Below are 17,747 nucleotides of genomic sequence, written 5' to 3'. Positions count from 1 at the left end.
ACGTATAAAAATGAGTTCAGCAAAGGAATTAATGAAAAGGCCGGAAGTGTGTTCTGAGAAGTTAGTAAAATTTATAGATGACTCTATGCATGGTTTCAGGAAATATAAGATCCTGTCTGTGGCTCTGAAACTGCAACTTTTTGAATATGCGAAGAATCCCGTCTCACCTGAAGAACTGGCAGACAAAACAGGATGCGACCAAAAAATGATAGCATTACTCTGTGATGTTCTCTGCGAATGTGATTTTCTCTCCCGTGCCGGGGGAAAATATGCTAACACAGAATTAACTGACACTTATCTTGTTAGTGGTTCCACATATTCCCAGTTAAATTATCTCTCGGATATGGACAGGAACATGACAATGTGGGATAAACTGGATGAAATTATCACCAATGGTCCGGTAATTGTTGAAAAGCAAAGTTTCTTTGGTGACAGAGTAATACATTCCATGGCAGAAAATGCGAAATGTGGTATGCTTCAGGAAGTTGTTGAGACTGTCATAAAGAACATTGATTTTGCCAGTGCCAGGAAAATGCTTGATCTTGGTGGCGGGCATGGACTCTATTCCATAGCTTTTGCAGGCCAGAATGAAAAACTGAAGGCATTTGTTTTTGATTTACCACCGGTGACCTGGCACACAAAGAGTTATGCTGAGAAGTATGAAACGGATCAGGTTGATGTAATACCAGGCAATTTTTTCACTGATGATATTGGAAATGATTATGACATTATTTTTTCATCACTTAATCCTGGTGGTAAAGTTGCGGAACTTATTCCCAAAATCGTATCAGCATTAAAAACAGGCGGTGTCTTCGTTAACAGGCAGGTACCTGGAGAGTCTGCAGATCCAATGGAATCTCTTAACTGGAATATGTGGACGTTCAACGATACAAAAAAAGGTCACTCACTGTACAGCTTTGAGAACAGTGTTTCTTTAGAGGAATATATTTGCGTTCTGAAAACAAACAAACTTGATGTTTTTAAAGAAGTTGATCTTGCTGATGGTTCCAGAATAATCTTTTCACGTAAGATATGACCATGCTCCTTTAGAATTCGCATAAGACTAAAAACCAGACAATATGGGCTCTGCAGAATATCTATCAAAATCAGGTTCAATCGATTGAAAGTGTTAAACCGGTTAAAAAGCGGCAATACATTTTAAATTTATGTCAATACTGGTCACTGCCTGAATTTCGAGGAGTTCCGCAGAGCTGAAATTAGTTCATAGTTTTTCGTTAGGCTTTTCAAGCCTTCGACCCGAAATTAAATCCGTTCTTCCCCACAAGTGGCACAAAGGTCACTACTCCCCAGTCTTTCTTGATAATACTTCCATCATCATCCTTTTTCAGATACATGCATGAAAACAGATAATGGAGGTAGGGGGTAATTCAATACCCCTTAGCAATGTTTAGATAAACCCATACGCATGTCCTCATGTAAACAATTCATTGACCTTGGATACTGCATCTCCTGCATTTTCACCATAGATGTCTGCACCAATCTTATCAGCCCAGTCCTGGGTTACAGGTGCGCCACCAACCATAGTCTTGACAGTATCACGAAGTCCTGATTCCTTGAGCTGCTCTTCTACCTGGATCTGGCTGACCATTGTTGTAGTCATGAGAGCAGATGAAGCAACTACGTCAGCATTGTTTTCCTTTGCAGCTTCAACATAGGCGCTAATTGCTACATCCCTTCCAAGGTCTACAACCTTGAAATCAGCGATCTTGAGCATTGTTGCAACAATATCCTTACCGATTGAGTGAATATCTCCCTCGATTGTGCCAATAACGACTGTTCCCTTGGTCTCAGTCTCTGCACCCTTTGCCTCAAGTGCCGGAGTAAGCACATTTATGCCTGCAGTCATTGCTTCAGAAGCCGCGATAAGATGTGGCAGGAAAAGCTCTCCAGCCTCAAATTTGTTTCCAGCTTCGTTCATTGCTACAGTGAAACCGTCCTGGATAAGGTCTACAGGATCTACGCCTGCATCAAGGGCTTCTTCAGCAACTTCTTCTGCCATTTCATCATCAAATTCCATGATAGCTTCTTTTGCTTTTTCAATAATTTCTTCTTTTGTAGCCATAAAATTACCTCAGTTAATCAATAATTTGTCTTTAGTTTTCTGTAACCATATTGTCAACTTTTGTGACGATGGCTTTCATATCCTTAAGAATATCAGCGTCAATTGGTATAGGTTGATAGTTTTCCAGTATATCTGTTACCTTGTCATGTGCGACACTTGCCATGTCTTTTGAACCTGCATTTTCCCAGTCACCTATCATCTGTCTGTTGATGATTTCCGGATGGGAAGGAAGATCCACATTCTTCAGTGTAGACTTATGTGCAAGGAAATGCCCGCCAAATCCTGTTTTCTTAATAGCTTTATAGGCAAGGGTTTCTTCATTTACAGGAACACCATTCCTGGATTTCATAATCATATTGATAAACTCGTTATCTATTACAAGCTGCTCGAGTGAGAAAGTCATACCAAGTTCAAGCATACCTGCACCATATATCACACTGGCACCTGCATATGCAGGAATAAGTCCGGTAATGGTTTTCTCATGCCCAACCTGGGCATCAGGTATCTTGGCATCTGCCTACGAGCCTGCTACTACACACGGAAGACCATAGTATTGTGCAAGCTTTGCGACTCCCGCACTAATTAACCCGAGCTCAGGCGAGCCAACTGGTGCTGATCCTCCTTTTATGTCGAATGATGTTGTAGAACTGCCGTAGAATGTCGGATGCCCCGGTTTGAAAAGCTGTGTAAGGACAACACCGGCAAGAACTTCAGCATTATGTGTCACAAGAGTTCCTGCAATAAACACTGGTGATGATGCAGCTCCCATAGCCATGCTCAGGACCATCATCGGCATGTCATATTTGGTAGCCTGAAGTGCCATTTCACAGATCGTGTAGTCAAGTTCCAGAGGACTTGTAGGACAGCCGCCAAGTGTGAACAGCGATCTCTTGCGCGCCTCTTCCTCATCTCCGCCATAGAACGCTTTTACCAGTTCAAAATAATAAGGTACTTTGTCGGCCTCCGGGTCCAGAAGAAGGTGCTTTGAAGTGTTCTCCGTAAGTGCCATTACTTCATGCATAGTTCTGGATACAGGCTCACCTGCCAGATCAATTGCAGAAACAGGAGAACACAGGTAGCTTATATTTGATGCCCAGTCAGCTACCTTGGCTATGTTTGCCAGATCTTCCAGAGTACTATCCCTTATGTAATAGTCATTTGGTCCCCCGTAATCAGCCATTTTGGTTCCGATACCAAAATTGATCCAGTTTACATCCTTTCCATTACTTGTCAGATTGACAGTGTTCTTTTCATTTCGACCGTAAAGATTGAATGAGGAAGGTGCGGTTTCAATTGCTTTTTTAACAAGCTCTTCAGGAAACTTAACGACACATGTTTTATCGTCTACGTCACAGCCATTATCCTTGAGAACTTTCCTTGCATGCTCATGTGAAATCCTTATTCCAGGATCAGCCAGTACTTTCAGTGTAGTCTGATGAATTGCTTCGATACCCTCGTCATCAAAGAGTTCGAATTTAAATCCGTTTGTCATTTTTTTGCCTCCATGCTTACAAAATTAAAGAGTTACCACTAACCGGTAAATCAATATCATTACAACTCACGATTATGCAAATCGTAGTCTTGTAAGCTACTTGATTGAAAGAATTAACTAATAGTATATAGGAAAAAGGACTATGCGGAAAGTTGGTGTTGATTTCATAATGTGTATTAACATTCGATAAACGCAGTTGTAAATTATGACTTCAATTGCAGTTTATTCATGCTTTTGCAGGAGGTACGTGCTTTAGCGGAAAAAGTCTGTATGAATTTACTACGATTATGGCTTTTCAATATGCAATCTGATCATACAACATTTCAGGTTGCTGTTCTTTTGTACCGTCCTTGATTTAACTGCCGAAAAACTCTGTTTCTGTGGTGATGTCAAAGGGTACACGTACGGCTTCAAAGCCAACCACCGTGTGGCTTGCTTCAGAAAGTATTCTCATTTTTTCAGCATCATTGTTAGCCTCTGGCCAGAATGCTCCGCAGGCTTCCATCTGCTCGATTGTTCCGGCCTGAGTTACAGAGATGACAGGCATCCTGTCACCAAAAAAAATCTCCTTTTATCATTCATATTTTTAAAATTCTTGATGGCAAGCTTCGCTACTAAAAAGCTTGATCAGCATAAATTCAACTTCCAGGCCGTATATCTAAAATAAACCGCGGAGCTCATGCTCCGCTGTAACCTTCTTTTTTAATCGAAATCTTTCAGCTCATCGAGTGCTGGCTTGCAGTCACGGGTACATTCAAGTAACGAGTCACCACTTTCCCAGTACATCACGAAAGTACCGGCAATTGCAATCGAAGCACCAAGAATAAGCCACCAGGCAACCGGTACACCCATGAATATATACAGAAATACGATTGCACATGGAACATAAAGGGTTGAAATGCTCAATCCTCGTCCGACACCTATGAGAGGGTACGTCTTATACAGTGCAACGTAACAAACTCCTAATGACAGGGAGGTAATTATTACCCATATCAGGAAAGAAGAACTTGTTAGTGTAGCACTGATCACTGTTATCATTGTATCAAAACCGAATACTAGCATGGAAACCGGCCAGAGTATGAGAATCCATATAAGAGATTCAGAAATGAAGCGAACTACAAGTCCGGTATCCGCATCCGTAACATCCAGTACCCTTGCAGCAACTGCACCCTCCAGTCCCCATCCTATTGCTGACATAATGCCTCCCAGGTAACCAAGCCATATACCTTCAGGGGCTGCAGGATTCATTATTTCAGCCACCATCTGGGATGGATTCCATATGAACACTCCACCGGTCATGATGAGACAAATACCAATCCAGGCTCTTCGAGTAATGTTTTCTCCATACCAGAATTTAGCTGTTATAGCACCGACAACACTGCACAGAAGTGCAGCAGACGCTGCAAATGCAGCACCAATGTAGCCAATAGCTATTGTAGAACCAAATATTGCAATCGGTCCTCCAAAAGCTGCAGCAAGTGCATACCATTTAGAAACTTTAAAAAAACGAATTGTTCGTGTCAGATCTGCGAGTTTTCCCTGCCCTCCGATCCAGTAAAGGGTCAACACTAATGAAAAGAATATAGCTGTTGAAGTTGTGATAATGATTGTTGCTACAATATAGCCTGAAGCTCCTTCAGGAAATATCAGCCACTCACCGAACGGGGGAACTATCCATAACATGGAGAGGGCTACGTATCCAAGACCCCATAGCACAGCACAGATTATTGCCCAGGTAAAGCCCCACCTAACACGACTTTTATTTTCGTTCCGAACGAGATTTTCAAGATTGTCATCCATACTTTCAACCTCCATAATAGAGAGGATGAATCCATTTCCATCCTCTAGTTCCGTTCATATTTTTCTTGTGAAAGTACGTCCTATGTAAAGTGCCAGCAAATCAAGAAGCAAAACCAATGCAAGGTACACATAGTCTGCTCCTGCAAATGCCCACACTCCTTCTATGTGAAACATGTCTTAAGCCTCCAGAAGTTCGCTAACACGCGCTTTTCCAAAGTCTGTAAGGTTATACCGGTACAGAACTTTCCCGCTTTCAAAATGCTTACCATCGTCAGCTGCGATGTCTACGATGTTGAATATGCCTCCGCATGAGAGTTCTGCCATCCAGAAGCGTGCCATCCATTTCCAGTAGTCACCGGATTTTCCGTATTCTGCCAGAAGCTTAGTAACCAATTCATAGTCCCACGCCTCTTTTTGTTCAGAGAGAATCTGAACAAGCCTTGATTTCATAGGCAGTTTTGTCATTTCATTATCACCTCTTTGATTTCTCTAATCTTAACCCTCGGAACGGGTGGACTCCAGTAGTGAATCGCCACTATCCCAGTACATAACGAAAATTCCGGCAACTGCGATCACAGCACCAAGAATAACCCACCAGGCTGTTGGAATTCCCATGAACACATACAGGGCAATTATCGCAAACAGCACATAAAGGGTAGAAACACTCATTCCACGACCAACACCGATAAGCGGATAGCTCTTCCACATAAATACGTATGAGAAATTAGCAGAGAGAACTGCAATTGAAGTCCATATCAGGAAAGAAGGACTTCCAAGGGCTGCACTGAGAGCTGTGTACACAGCACCCGGACCTATAATGAAAATATAGATCGGCCAGATAATCACCAACCAAATACAAAGTTCAGCAAAGAAACGGGTCTGAAGACCTGTATCCGAATCAGTCAGATCAATAACACGTCCTGCTATGGCACCTTCAATACCCCAGCCAATAAATGATGCGATAGCACCGAGATATCCCAGCCAGAGACCTGCAGGAGCTGAAGGATTTGTTATCTCTGCAATTGTTTGCGGGGGATTCAGTATAAAAATACCACCGACGAGCATAATGATAATTCCTGTCCACGCCCTTCTGGTGATATTCTCACCATACCATACTTTAGCTGTAAAAGCACCAATAACGGCACTCAGAAGTGCAGCTGATGCGGCAAATGCAGCACCGATATAACCAATTGCAAGAGTTGTACCATAAATTGCTATAGGGCCACCAAGAACTGCGGCGAATGCATACCATTTGGAGATCTTAAAAGCTGAAATGGTTCTTGGAAAATCTGCTAATTTTCCGGTTCCGCCAAGATAAAAAATACTCAATATTATGATCGCGAGTGCTATTTGGAACGTAAGTATTGTAGCTGTTGCCACCAGCATACCCATTGCACCTTCAGGGAAAGCAGACATATCACCGAATGGTGGAACAATCCACTGCATGGTTAAAGCCACGTATGCAAATCCCCAGAGTACTGCACAAAGGAATGCAATGATAAAGCCCCATGTAATTCGATTTTTGTTTTCTTTTTTGATAATAGTTTCAAGATTTGTATCCATAATAATCACCTCATTTAAGATCAGTCGTGATTCAGGGAGTGTCATATTCAGATTTATGGAGGTATTTTCTGTAAAAGAACTGTAGATAGGGGAGACATTGACAGATTCCCCGAATCATGACATGATTGTTTGTACTCAGTAGATGCTGATTTTTTACCTCAACAGGCCAACACAGGGAATATTGATGTCAAGCAGTTCAGCAATCTTTGCCTTTGCTTTCAGTCCCTTGGGCTGACCGGGAACAGCAGAGATGGTTCCAATGCCAAGTTCTTCCCTGATCTCCTTCATTTCATGTTCATCAGAAAGAGTGTATACATCAGTACCCAGCTTTTTGGCGACGTATTCCTTTGATTCGTTGAGTCTCATTCCTTTCATCTGCATCCTCATGACGAGGTCACCTGCAGTCCTGATTCCGTGCATACCGACAGACATCTCATTTGTGATGAGAAAACCCACTGGGTCTCCAAGCCCGCACTATATTCCATCTGCTTTGCCGATCTCAACAAGTGCTTTTGCAGCTCTTGATACGGCATCAATAGCAGGAATCTCGGACATCGGAGCACCACAGACACCCATTCCAAGGTTCGGGTGTACCGGTATATTGGAAACCCTTGAAGCTTCTTTCATAATAGCAACACTTCTTGCTACATTCCAGGCGACAGATTTCTTCGTGTTTGTGTTTACTACAGGACCGCAAATGTCAGCACCTGCTTTCTCTGTGATTTTAACCTGATCATGTGGCATCATACTGCCGAGGATCTTGCCATCGTACTCGACTTCGCCATGCATCCCCATTACAAAGTGGTTTGCCATATTGATCGCAACTCCCATCTTTGTATTCTTTTTGATCTCCTCGGTTGCTTTGAGTACCGCAAGGAATTCTGCATCTCCTGCTGCTGCTGACGTATCAATATTGATCGCATCAGCTCCCACAGCAGCTGCATTTTCAGCAAGGAATGTAAGGTCTCTTACTGAACTTGGAATAATTTTCTCGTATGTCTTCCTGCCTTCTTCGATCTTACCTGCTGCCATCAGGTCACCACAATTATCAAATGGACCGTCCGGTTTGTAGTATGCTCCAAAGTTAGGCATGGTGACATAGAACATTGGATTGATAGTGTTCGTAAGCAGCATTTCAGTTTCCTGCTGGATCTGTATTGCTGATACATTCGAACCTTTTGCATTCCCACCTCTGAATGCATTCATAACACAGTCAAGACCTGTTACCCTTTCTGCTACAATGTTTGCAGTTACGGTATCAGTTGGTACTCCGACGCCACCATACTCACTGTAGTTCATGAATATTGTATCAGGTGCAACATCGGTGCTCATGACGATAAGGTCTTCAGGTTTTACACTTAAGATTCTCTCAGGAGCGGTAAATATCTCGAGAAGATGGTCTTTTTCATCATCAGTGAGATCAGGGACCTTTGCTTTTTTGACAGCTTTGTTAATACCGTCTTCAATATCGCTCCTGATCTCTTCTTTTGTCATTTCGACGCGTCTTCCGTCACCCATCCTGGTATGATATGTTGTGGTCATGCTTGAATCTCCGTTTTTGCCGGTCAGTTTGCTACTGCCATAAGCTCACGTGCTTTTGTCACTGCTTCACTGGCATTTTCTGCGTAAGCATCCGCACCAATTTTTGCGGCCCAGTGGTCTGTGCATGGAGCTCCACCAATCATTGTCCTGACATTGTCACGGAGTCCGGCCTCCTTCAGTAGTTCTTCAATTGTAGCCTGGAACTGCATGGTTCCTGTCATAAGTGCAGAGGATGCTATGATGTTCGCATCAACTTCTTTTGCTTTGTCAATGAATGATGCCAGAGGTGCATCCCTTCCAACATCAAAGACCTCAAACCCGTTAGCCTGGAAAAGAACCTTTACGATATTTTTGCCAATGTCGTGTACATCTCCTTCTACAGTGCCCAGAACAATTCTTCCGGCACTTTCCACCTTTTCATCTGCTGGAATTTCTTTCTGCACTACTTCTACAAGTTTTGCCATCAAAGCTGCTGCAAGCATAACTTGTGGGAGGAAAATCTCGCCGTCTTCAAACATTTCTCCGACTTCAAGCATTCCGGCAGAAAGTCCCTTCTCTATAATTTCGACAGGATTTACACCATCTGCAAGGGCCTGTTCTATTAGTTCCATACCTGTGTCTTCATCATTTTCTACGATACTCTCGGCTAATTTTTCCATTACTTCTTTGGTCATTTATTACCTCCAGGTTGACAAAACTACATAGCTAACACTAATTAATAAATCAACATCAGTATAACTTGTGACTTCACAAATCGTAGTCTTGTAAGCTGTTAATTAAGCGTATCAACTAATAGTATATAGGAAAAAGGACACTGACATGATCAATGCCTTGCAGATATCTACAGCTATTTGTGTAATCGTAGGCTATAAGTCCAAGTGCAGAGCATTCATGCTTTTTCAGGTGGTTCGTACTTTTGAAAAACTTATATCATCTAAATATATCTAATCAATAGCATGCAATGCATCTCAACTCGATACATTGCAAAAAAAGAGTAAGATGTTACTTTATTTAAAATTTAAAATTAAAAAAAAGACGAAATCACATCTGAATTGTCTACAAGTTCTTGATCACTATAACAGATTTCTCACAGGTCCAAGTATGTTGTTAAGGTATTCGGCTGCAGTTTCCTTTATATCCATCGGATGGATCTTTCCACCTGAAAACAATTGCTCCAGCTCAGAGTATTTTTTACAAATAATGTTCCCACCATATTTTTCAGGTCTTTTAAAAAGAACTTCATCATAACGAGGGAATATGTAATACCTGAACAACTGAAGAACAGGGTTATTTTCAAGTTCTTCTGCAGGACAAAAAGCTTTCTTCATCTTTTTCTTCAATTCTGCTTCTGAATCATCTACTGAAATGAAATTCTCATTGGATGAGGACATCTTCTTACCGTCGAGTCCAAGAATTATGGGTATGTGAATACAGAGAGGAGCTTCATAGCCGATCAATGGAAGGCCTTCGCGAGCAAGCATGTGTATCTTTCTCTGGTCGATACCGCCTACTGCAACATCAACTCCAAGCATCGCGATGTCAGCAACTTGCATCATAGGGTAAACCATCTGGGAAACTTTGGGATCAGCCATATTCCTTCCCACTTCATCCATGCTCCTTCTTGTCCTGTTAAGGGTGAACAGGCGTGTGAGTTTGAGGACATTAAGCATGTATTCAGGATCCGTCTGGAAAGTTGATCCATAAACAAAGTTTGTTTTTTCGGGGTCCAGTCCAAGTGCAATAAAGCATCTTTTGTTAAAATCGGCAATTTCCCTTATCTCTTCGAAGGTACCTTTTTGATTCATATATGCATGCAAATCAGCAAGTAACACCGTAATTTCAAAGCCGGCATTCTGAAAATCTAACAATTTGTTGACCGTCAAAACATGTCCCATATGTATCTTGCCACTTGGCTCATAGCCAACATATGCAGTAGGATGTTTCTTTTTTGCAAGCAGTGCATTTAGTTCATCTTCTGTTACGACTTCCTGGACATTTCTATATACGAGGCTGATTTTATCCATTAATTCACCTGGTTTCACAGGCAATATTCCATCTGAATTTTCTCATTTATTGCCATGTGCTTGTATGCTGGATGCAAAAAGAGTAAGATACTTCTATATAGGAAAAACTATAATGCTTCGTTAAATGAAAAATGATTTATATTGAATATTGTGAAACTACATGTTGTACGTTCTTTTGCGAAGATAGCACTCTTTCGCAAAGGGTTTGTGCTCTATGAGGAAAGTATCTGCTACTGTACCTTATATGCAAAATATGTTATCGTTAAGCAATTACGATGTTATCCAAACTGATTTGACTACTTGGTAAAAATGCAATCTTCACTAGTTAACCTTGTATGGCTCTCAGAAAAGAGAAGGCATCTTCTGGACTATTTACAGGAAGGGCCAAAAGACATAGAAGAAATTAAATCTTTTTTTGATATTACTTCCAGACTTATAATTCCTGAAATCAAGAAGTTGATAAAAACAGGTATCATTGTTGAAACAGAAGGATCGTACAAACTATCAACAATAGGAAAGTTGAATCTGGAACATTTGAATTACCTTATAGATACCGCGGAGTTGGTAGAGCTTGATCCTGAATTTTGGGAAAATAGTGATCTTACTCCTTTGCCCCGGGAATTATATCACAGAATAGGGGAATTGCGGAATAGTACAATATACACCTATGATCTGGACGATATATTTGATTGTCCCACAGCCTTAAGAGAAAAAATCTCGACAGCCAGGGATATACTTATTTTCATGCCTTTTTTACCCCCTACACATCCATCAATATTTATAGAACCACTGAAAAGAGGCGTAAATATATCGATGGTTTTCACAAAGCCAATAATGGAAAAAATGAAAAGGGAATTTACCCGGGAATATGAGGAGTATCTAAAGTCACCCAATTGTCAGTTGTTTACATGTGAAGCAGATATCCTGCGACCAATGATAGTGGCAATGGATAATTTTTTGCTGCTGGGATTCTTCAAGCATAATGGAATTTATGGAAATAAAGAACTGATGAGCCATGATAAAAGAGCTATTGAATGGGGCAGGGATTTGTGTCAGTATTACATAAGCATTTCAGAATCTGTTGAGTAGATATGAAAAGGAAGAAACAAAATGAGCTCAACAATCATTGACACACTAATGCTATCTGAAAAAAGAAGAGATATCATGCTTTTGTTATCCAGCGGGCCAAAGAATCGTGATGAAATAACAGAAGACCTTTCTATGCCCTGGCAATTGTTAAAGCAGCCTGTTAAAGAACTGAAAGATACCGGAATGATCTTTCAAAAAGAAGATAATTACAGATTATCAAATAACGGACAGTTGATGATAACTGCTCTGATGCCCTTATTGACGATAGTCAATACATTTTCATCTGATATTGATTACTGGATAAACAGAGATTTACAATCAATTCCTCATAATCTGGCAAAAAGAATGGGTGAACTTGAAAATTCCACCGTTAGTACTCTTTCACTGGATTACATGTTCGAGCCGCTTAAGCATTTTGTCGAGAATACTACTCAAACCAGATACTTGAACATCGTTCTATCTCTTTTTGACCCGGAAGCTCCTTCAATTCTTAAGGAGCTTTCAGAAAAGGATGTTGAAATATCATTGGTGTTTGAACGTAATACCTACGATAAAATGAATGAGAATTATGGGAAAGAACTTCAAGAATTAATAAAATCTGAAAAAATCAATTTTTATCAGATTGAAACTGAAATAAATCCTCCTGAAATTATTCAGAGCGATGAGGAAATTGCGATCATATTGTTTAATAAGAACGGGAAATATGATTACAGGGAATTACTCAGCTCCGATGAAAAGGCCATTGAATGGGGAAATGAACTTTTCGAATATTACCAAGGGATCTCAAAACCTTTGTTTGATTAACCATTTTTTTGGTTTACTATCATTGTAGTTACTTCTAAAAACACATCTTGTAGCAGTCTGTGCAAGCTAACCACAATCGGCACTTACGTGACTTGAAATTTATGTGATTTTATGCCAAATCTCTATCACAGTCTTTCGTTAAATGTTTCAGGGATTTGATTGAAAAGCAAACCCGTCTTCTCCGATGAGCGGTACGAAGAGCACACCTCCGCAGTCTTTCTTGATAATACTTCCATCATCATCCTTTTTCAGAAGGTAGAGATGCTGGTAGATATCTCCCTCGGGTATTACCATCAGGCCACCTGTCTTAAGTTGATCCACCAGAGCCTGGGGTATGCAGGGTGCTGATGCCGTTACACATATTCTGTCGTAGGGTGCTTTCTCAGGGTATCCCTGGGTGCCATCTGCAAAGATCACCTCGATATTGTTATATCCGGCTTCTTCCAGATTGGCTCTGGCAAATCTGATAAGTGGTTCCAGACGCTCTACAGAATATATTTTACCTTCAGTGCCTATGATTTCGGCCATAACAGCAGCATTGTATCCCGAACCGGTACCTATTTCGAGTACTTTAAGCCCTTTTTCAAGTTCAAGCAGGTTGCACATTATGGCAACCATATGAGGAGCGGAGATTGTTTGGGCATAGCCTATAGAAAGAGGCGTATCTACGTATGAACTGCCCCGGTGAACTTCGGGAACGAACAGGTGCCTTGGCACCTTTCTAATTGCATCAAGTATTTTCTCACTTATTCCGTAATTTTTCAGGGAGCTTACCAACTGCGCCCTTTGCCTCGCATACTCCATGCTGTTCTGCCTTCTCCCCATCCCTGTCTTTTGGCTTCGTCTGCAAATACCCTTTTGATATCCTTTGCTTCAACGACTGTGCCTCTGGAAGATAAGAAAGTCCCATCCCTTTTTTTTATCTTAGTTACCCTGAAGTCGATGCTATCCGCTTTATCATTGTTGCCGATTGTGAATTCGTATCCTCCGGGAACTCTCTTTTCAACAGCCTGGGTATTTCTGCCTTTGTGTATGGATATCCTGACAATCACTTCATCGATGGCTCTTCCCCATATTGTGCTAATGTCCGGGGCTTTTGCAGCATTGACCCTTTTTTCATCCGTATCGATTGCAGTTACGATGATGGGGTACACTTCATCTGCAACTTCATCATCGATTATCATCTCATCTTCAACTCTGACAACATCTTCGGATGTCATTCTGTGGATACAGCTAAAGGAATCCTCCCCTCTGCTGATGATTACTTTTACATTGGCATTTTTCGGCCTTTCTATCGTAGTCGGATGCACGTTCCCGCATTCCTGGCACTGTACGATAATGTTCTGGCCTGACTTCAATACATCATGAGGCACCTCTATTTTAGGTGAACATGACGGACATACAACTTCTACTTCTTCGTTCATAATCTCAATAATATCATTGTCCGGTGGATGTAAATAATTAACTGAGTGAAGGTGCTTTCCATGCTGATTTATTTCTGGGTGGACTATGTAATTTTTAAAAGATAATTTTCCATCTGATAAATAATCCGGTTTATTAGATTCGAAGTTTGTATTAATATTCGATGACTGTACCAGAATCGTTAATATAAGACACAACAAAGATTGAATTGAAAACCTTTGATCTGTCCGGAGGAGAAAAGGGAGGTTTAATATGAAACGAAAACTGGTAAGAAATGCATTATTTGTTCTCCTGGGTGTGCTGGTCGTTCTTGCGTCGGGATGTACGGATACCGGCTCAGAGGAATCATCCGTCCAGGAAGAACCTGTACAGGAAACAACAGACGAAGAAATGTCAAATGAAACCGACAATGCTACTGATGAAGAAACAGTTGTCGATGAAGAATCAACTGATGAATACGATCCAGAAATAGACCCTGCGAATTTTGTAGAAGAAATCGACAATCCCTATCTGCCGTTTGAACCCGGTACTACCTTTGTCTATGAAGGAGAGTCTGATGGAGAAACTATAGATGTTGAAATCTATGTCACCAACCAGACAAAGGAAGTTATGGGTGTGACTACCACTGTTATCAGGGAACGCGAGTGGGAGGATGGAGAACTGGTAGAGGATACTTTTGATTGGTTTGCGCAGGATAAAGATGGAAATGTCTGGTATTTCGGTGAGGATTCAAAAGAAATTGAAGATGGTGAGGTTGTTAGTACCGCAGGTTCCTGGGAAGCTGGTGTAGACGGTGCACAGCCTGGAATCATAATGAAAGCTGACCCACAGCCAGGTGATGTCTACAGGCAGGAATACTATGAAGGTGAAGCCGAGGATATGGCAGAAGTACTCAGCCTTGAAGCATCTGTAACGGTTCCATATGGTTCATTTGAGAACAGTCTTCAAACAAGGGAATGGACTCCTCTTGAGCCCGGAGTCGAGGAAAACAAGTATTATGCCAGTGGTGTCGGCCTGCTTCTTGAAGAAGCTGTAGAGGGCGGAGATGGAAGGCTGGAGCTTGTTGAGATAACTACCGAATGAAAGGCGCTATGTCTTTCATTCAACTTTTTAATATCAGGTTTTGGAAAACGAGGTGATTCTGCTACATGGAAATGGAAATTGACAATATGATAGTCTTGCTATCAAGCATACTTGCTCTGCTGCTTTTTACAATCTCACTTTTTGCCTATCTCAGGGAGCGAAGAAAGAAACTGCTAATGGTCACTGCAGCCTTTTTCTTCTATTTCCTTATGGGATTTCTTGATGCTTCGGAATCTTTTTTCCCTGTAATTGGCGAGAAGCTTGAGATATGGAGCAGTATCCTCAACTTTGTCGTACTGTTATTGTTCTTCTCTGCGATGCTGACAAAAGAGTAGGTTCCAATGGAATTAGATCTCGATACCAGGAAAAGGATTTTTGAAGCAATAAGGGCCTCGCCGGGAATACATCTGCGTGAGCTTGAAAGATGTCTTAGCATGGCGGTTGGTAGTCTTCAGTATCATCTACATTACCTGGAGAAGAGAAACTTGATTTTACAGATAAAGGATGAACAATTTGTTCGCTATTTTATCAAAGATAAAGAACTGGATGCTAACGACCGGAAGGTACTGTCATTTTTAAGAAAGAAGGCTTGCAGGCATATTCTGATGAGCCTTATAGAAGAGCCGGGTATGAACAATAAAGACCTGTCTTCAGCTATTTCTCTTTCTCCGTCAACTGTTTCCTGGCATCTTAATAAGTTAGTTGCTTCAGGAATTGTACAAAAGACTGTTAATGGAAGAGAAAGCAACTTTGAGGTTGTTGACGCTGATAATGTTGCAGGGCTTATGATTACTTATAAAGGGAGTTTCTTCGACAAACTGCTTGATAATTTCATTGAGATGTGGGAACTGGAAAGAAAAAAGTAAGTTGAAGTGGCCTGTATATTAATGGGTACATGATGATTCTGAAATTGTGGGAACCAGAATTGTTATTACAAGATACGACACACTTTGATATGATTAATTTTGAAATTTCCTGAGGATAAAGGGGGAGTGTAGTACGAAAAGAGAACTGGTAAGAAATGCCCTGCTGGTTGTTCTGGGAATTCTGATTATCTTTGCATCAGGATGTACTGATAGTTCAGATTCAGAAGATGTACCTGTCCAGGAATCGGTAAATGAAGAAACGATGAATGAAACCGGCAATACCGGGGAAGAAGATACGGAAGTTGATGAGGAATCTACAGGCGAGGACAGTCCTGCAATAGATCCTGCTAATTTTGTTGAAGAAGTCGACAATCCTTATTTCCCGTTGGAGCCGGGTACGACCTTTGTTTATGAGGGTGAAAGTGAACTGAAAGAAGTTGATGCTCAGATGTATGTCACCAACCAGACAAAGGAAGTCATGGGTGTGAATGCCACAGTTGTCAGGGATACGGAATGGATTGACGGTGAAATTGTTGAAGAATCCTATAACTGGTATGCTCAGGACACAGACGGGAATGTCTGGTATCTTGGAAAAGATGCGAAGGATTATGACAATGGTGAAGTTATTGACACCGTAGGTTCATGGGAGGCAGGTGTGGATGGCGCAGAGCCGGGTATCATTATGCTTGGCGACCCGCAGCCAGGTCTTGCTTACAGGGAGGTATACTATGAAGACAGGATTGAGGATCAGGCTGCAGTTGTCAGCCTGGGTGAGAATGTCACGGTTCCTTACGGTTCCTTTGAGAACAGCCTTCTAATCCAGGAGTGGTCTGATCTTGAACTTGGATATGAAGTTAATAAGTATTATGTAGAGGATGTTGGCCTGGTTAAAGAAATGACTGTAAGGGGTGCAATTGAGGATCTGGAACTTGTGGACATAACCACCGAATGAAAGTGCCATGTCCTTTCTTTCTATTTTTGAAAATGTGTCTGAAACCGTTATTATCTTACTGCTCAAAAATGTTACCCGATTACCGATTGCTGTCAACCGATGGGAATGGGCAAAAAATGAATTGAAATTAAAGCTGTTTCTCACTTGCAGCATGGGCTGCGATGAATTCCCTGAGAAGCTTAGTGCCTAGCAGGGCGCTTTGTCCGTTATCATATTCGGGTGCAATTTCTACAATATCAAAGCCCACTGACCGTGGTGCAAGGGCGTGTATGATCTCCCTTACCTCAATATCGCTGAGCCCGAAGGGTTCGGGTGTGCCGAGGCCGGGAGCATATGCAGGATCAAGCGCATCCATATCTAGCGAGAGGTATATCTTCGAGTATCCCAGGTAATCGATAACTTCTGAGAGCACTTTTCTGATTCCCTTTTCACGGACGTCGTCGGGAGTGTAGTATTTGATATCGTTCTCCCTTGCAAAGTCCCACTCTTCCCTGGAACCACTGCGAACGCCGATGGTAACATATTTGTCTGTTACCTCGTTCAGGACATGTCGTGAGACGCATGCGTGGCTATATTTTACACCACTGTACTCTTCGCGTAGGTCGAAGTGTGCATCCAGTACCACAAAGCCGATATCCTCATCTGCATGTCTGGCACATGCCTTCACACATGGGAGAGTGAGTGAGTGTTCCCCGCCAAGCATGATGGGTAGCTTTCCATCCGTAACTATTGGTTCCACGGCGGGAAAAAGCTCTTCCAGGGTTTCATCTACTGTTGTGTAGTGCTCAAGGTTACCTGCATCATGTATCAGCAGATCTTCATAATCAATATCAAAATAAGCGTTGTAGGTCTCGAAGTTTGCAGACGCCTGCCTCATGGCATCAGGTGCCCAGCGGCTTCCTGACCTGTAGGATGAGGTTCCGTCAAAAGGGACGCCGAATATCACATATCTTGCAGATTCATAGTCTGCAAGGGCGTCCATCATTTCAGGTTTGTAAAACATAATAGAAAAAGCAGGAAATGGGAA

The 17,747-nt window shown here is 41.7% G+C and carries 16 protein-coding genes and 3 pseudogenes; 7 read left to right on the top strand and 12 right to left on the bottom strand.

Translation table 11 applies throughout. The annotated features are described in order from the left end of the window. The first annotated feature begins 10 nt into the window (after positions 1–10). The gene (locus tag V7O62_RS08425; protein ID WP_406655828.1) at positions 11–1,036 is read left to right on the top strand and encodes a methyltransferase dimerization domain-containing protein; all 1,026 of its coding nucleotides are present in this window, start codon (positions 11–13) and stop codon (positions 1,034–1,036) included. Between the two features lie 396 nt (positions 1,037–1,432). Here V7O62_RS08425 and V7O62_RS08420 read toward each other — a convergent pair whose 3' ends face one another. From V7O62_RS08420 to V7O62_RS08380, 9 genes and pseudogenes are all read right to left on the bottom strand, one after another. Then, positions 1,433–2,083: a methyltransferase cognate corrinoid protein gene (locus V7O62_RS08420; RefSeq protein ID WP_406655826.1), complete on the bottom strand. Its 651-nt coding sequence runs from the start codon at positions 2,081–2,083 to the stop codon at positions 1,433–1,435. Positions 2,084–2,114: 31 nt separating this feature from the next. Then, positions 2,115–3,575: pseudogene (mttB, locus tag V7O62_RS08415) on the bottom strand ([trimethylamine--corrinoid protein] Co-methyltransferase). Positions 3,576–3,933: 358 nt separating this feature from the next. Next, positions 3,934–4,140: pseudogene (locus tag V7O62_RS08410) on the bottom strand (uroporphyrinogen decarboxylase family protein); the annotation flags it as partial. 137 nt (positions 4,141–4,277) lie between these two features. Then, positions 4,278–5,375: a hypothetical protein gene (locus V7O62_RS08405; RefSeq protein WP_406655824.1), complete on the bottom strand. Its 1,098-nt coding sequence runs from the start codon at positions 5,373–5,375 to the stop codon at positions 4,278–4,280. Between the two features lie 177 nt (positions 5,376–5,552). Then, a complete protein-coding gene (locus V7O62_RS08400; RefSeq protein ID WP_406655822.1) occupies positions 5,553–5,840 on the bottom strand; it encodes a hypothetical protein in 288 nt (95 codons plus the stop codon). A 30-nt stretch (positions 5,841–5,870) separates the two neighbouring features. Continuing rightward, complete coding sequence (locus tag V7O62_RS08395; protein ID WP_406655820.1) at positions 5,871–6,938, bottom strand: hypothetical protein; 1,068 nt, start codon at positions 6,936–6,938, stop codon at positions 5,871–5,873. A 153-nt stretch (positions 6,939–7,091) separates the two neighbouring features. Then, positions 7,092–8,480 (bottom strand): annotated as a pseudogene (gene mtbB, locus V7O62_RS08390) ([dimethylamine--corrinoid protein] Co-methyltransferase). A 23-nt stretch (positions 8,481–8,503) separates the two neighbouring features. Beyond that, positions 8,504–9,154, bottom strand: a complete 651-nt coding sequence (locus V7O62_RS08385) for a corrinoid protein (RefSeq protein ID WP_406655818.1) — start codon at positions 9,152–9,154, stop codon at positions 8,504–8,506. Between the two features lie 399 nt (positions 9,155–9,553). Next, entirely contained in the window at positions 9,554–10,504 is a 951-nt protein-coding gene (locus V7O62_RS08380; protein WP_406655816.1) for a tyrosine--tRNA ligase, read from the bottom strand. 309 nt (positions 10,505–10,813) lie between these two features. Here V7O62_RS08380 and V7O62_RS08375 point away from each other — a divergent pair, with 309 nt between their 5' ends. Together V7O62_RS08375 and V7O62_RS08370 are read left to right on the top strand one after the other, a co-directional pair. Then, the gene (locus V7O62_RS08375) at positions 10,814–11,593 is read left to right on the top strand and encodes a helix-turn-helix transcriptional regulator (RefSeq protein ID WP_406655814.1); all 780 of its coding nucleotides are present in this window, start codon (positions 10,814–10,816) and stop codon (positions 11,591–11,593) included. Positions 11,594–11,614: 21 nt separating this feature from the next. Next, positions 11,615–12,397, top strand: coding sequence for a helix-turn-helix transcriptional regulator (locus V7O62_RS08370; RefSeq protein ID WP_406655812.1), 783 nt, complete (start codon positions 11,615–11,617; stop codon positions 12,395–12,397). A gap of 147 nt (positions 12,398–12,544) precedes the next feature. Here V7O62_RS08370 and V7O62_RS08365 read toward each other — a convergent pair whose 3' ends face one another. Both V7O62_RS08365 and V7O62_RS08360 read right to left on the bottom strand, forming a co-directional pair. After that, the gene (locus V7O62_RS08365) at positions 12,545–13,201 is read right to left on the bottom strand and encodes a protein-L-isoaspartate O-methyltransferase (RefSeq protein WP_406655810.1); all 657 of its coding nucleotides are present in this window, start codon (positions 13,199–13,201) and stop codon (positions 12,545–12,547) included. Beyond that, on the bottom strand, positions 13,168–13,821 hold the full coding sequence (locus tag V7O62_RS08360; protein ID WP_406655808.1) for an HVO_0476 family zinc finger protein: 654 nt from the start codon (positions 13,819–13,821) through the stop codon (positions 13,168–13,170). The genes V7O62_RS08365 and V7O62_RS08360 overlap by 34 nt, the downstream gene beginning before the upstream one ends. Positions 13,822–14,071: 250 nt before the next feature. Between V7O62_RS08360 and V7O62_RS08355 the strand changes: the two genes are divergently transcribed. The 4 genes from V7O62_RS08355 (at position 14,072) to V7O62_RS08340 (ending at position 16,720) form a co-directional block, all read left to right on the top strand. Continuing rightward, a complete protein-coding gene (locus V7O62_RS08355) occupies positions 14,072–14,902 on the top strand; it encodes a hypothetical protein (RefSeq protein WP_406655806.1) in 831 nt (276 codons plus the stop codon). Between the two features lie 65 nt (positions 14,903–14,967). After that, the gene (locus tag V7O62_RS08350; RefSeq protein WP_406655804.1) at positions 14,968–15,237 is read left to right on the top strand and encodes a hypothetical protein; all 270 of its coding nucleotides are present in this window, start codon (positions 14,968–14,970) and stop codon (positions 15,235–15,237) included. A 6-nt stretch (positions 15,238–15,243) separates the two neighbouring features. Then, positions 15,244–15,768 (top strand): winged helix-turn-helix transcriptional regulator, encoded by a 525-nt coding sequence (locus tag V7O62_RS08345; protein ID WP_406655802.1) that lies wholly within the window; start codon positions 15,244–15,246, stop codon positions 15,766–15,768. A gap of 262 nt (positions 15,769–16,030) precedes the next feature. Continuing rightward, a complete protein-coding gene (locus tag V7O62_RS08340; RefSeq protein WP_406655800.1) occupies positions 16,031–16,720 on the top strand; it encodes a hypothetical protein in 690 nt (229 codons plus the stop codon). 127 nt (positions 16,721–16,847) lie between these two features. On the opposite strand, the gene speB is transcribed toward V7O62_RS08340, so the two are convergent. Further along, positions 16,848–17,723 carry an agmatinase gene (speB, locus tag V7O62_RS08335; RefSeq protein ID WP_406655798.1) on the bottom strand — a complete coding sequence of 292 codons (876 nt, stop codon included), beginning with the start codon at positions 17,721–17,723 and terminating at the stop codon, positions 16,848–16,850. Between the last annotated feature and the right edge of the window lie 24 nt (positions 17,724–17,747).

This window comes from Methanolobus sp. ZRKC2, from assembly GCF_045291185.1.
GTDB lineage: Archaea > Halobacteriota > Methanosarcinia > Methanosarcinales > Methanosarcinaceae > Methanolobus.
This window is presented reverse-complemented; position numbering and strand designations above follow the sequence as displayed.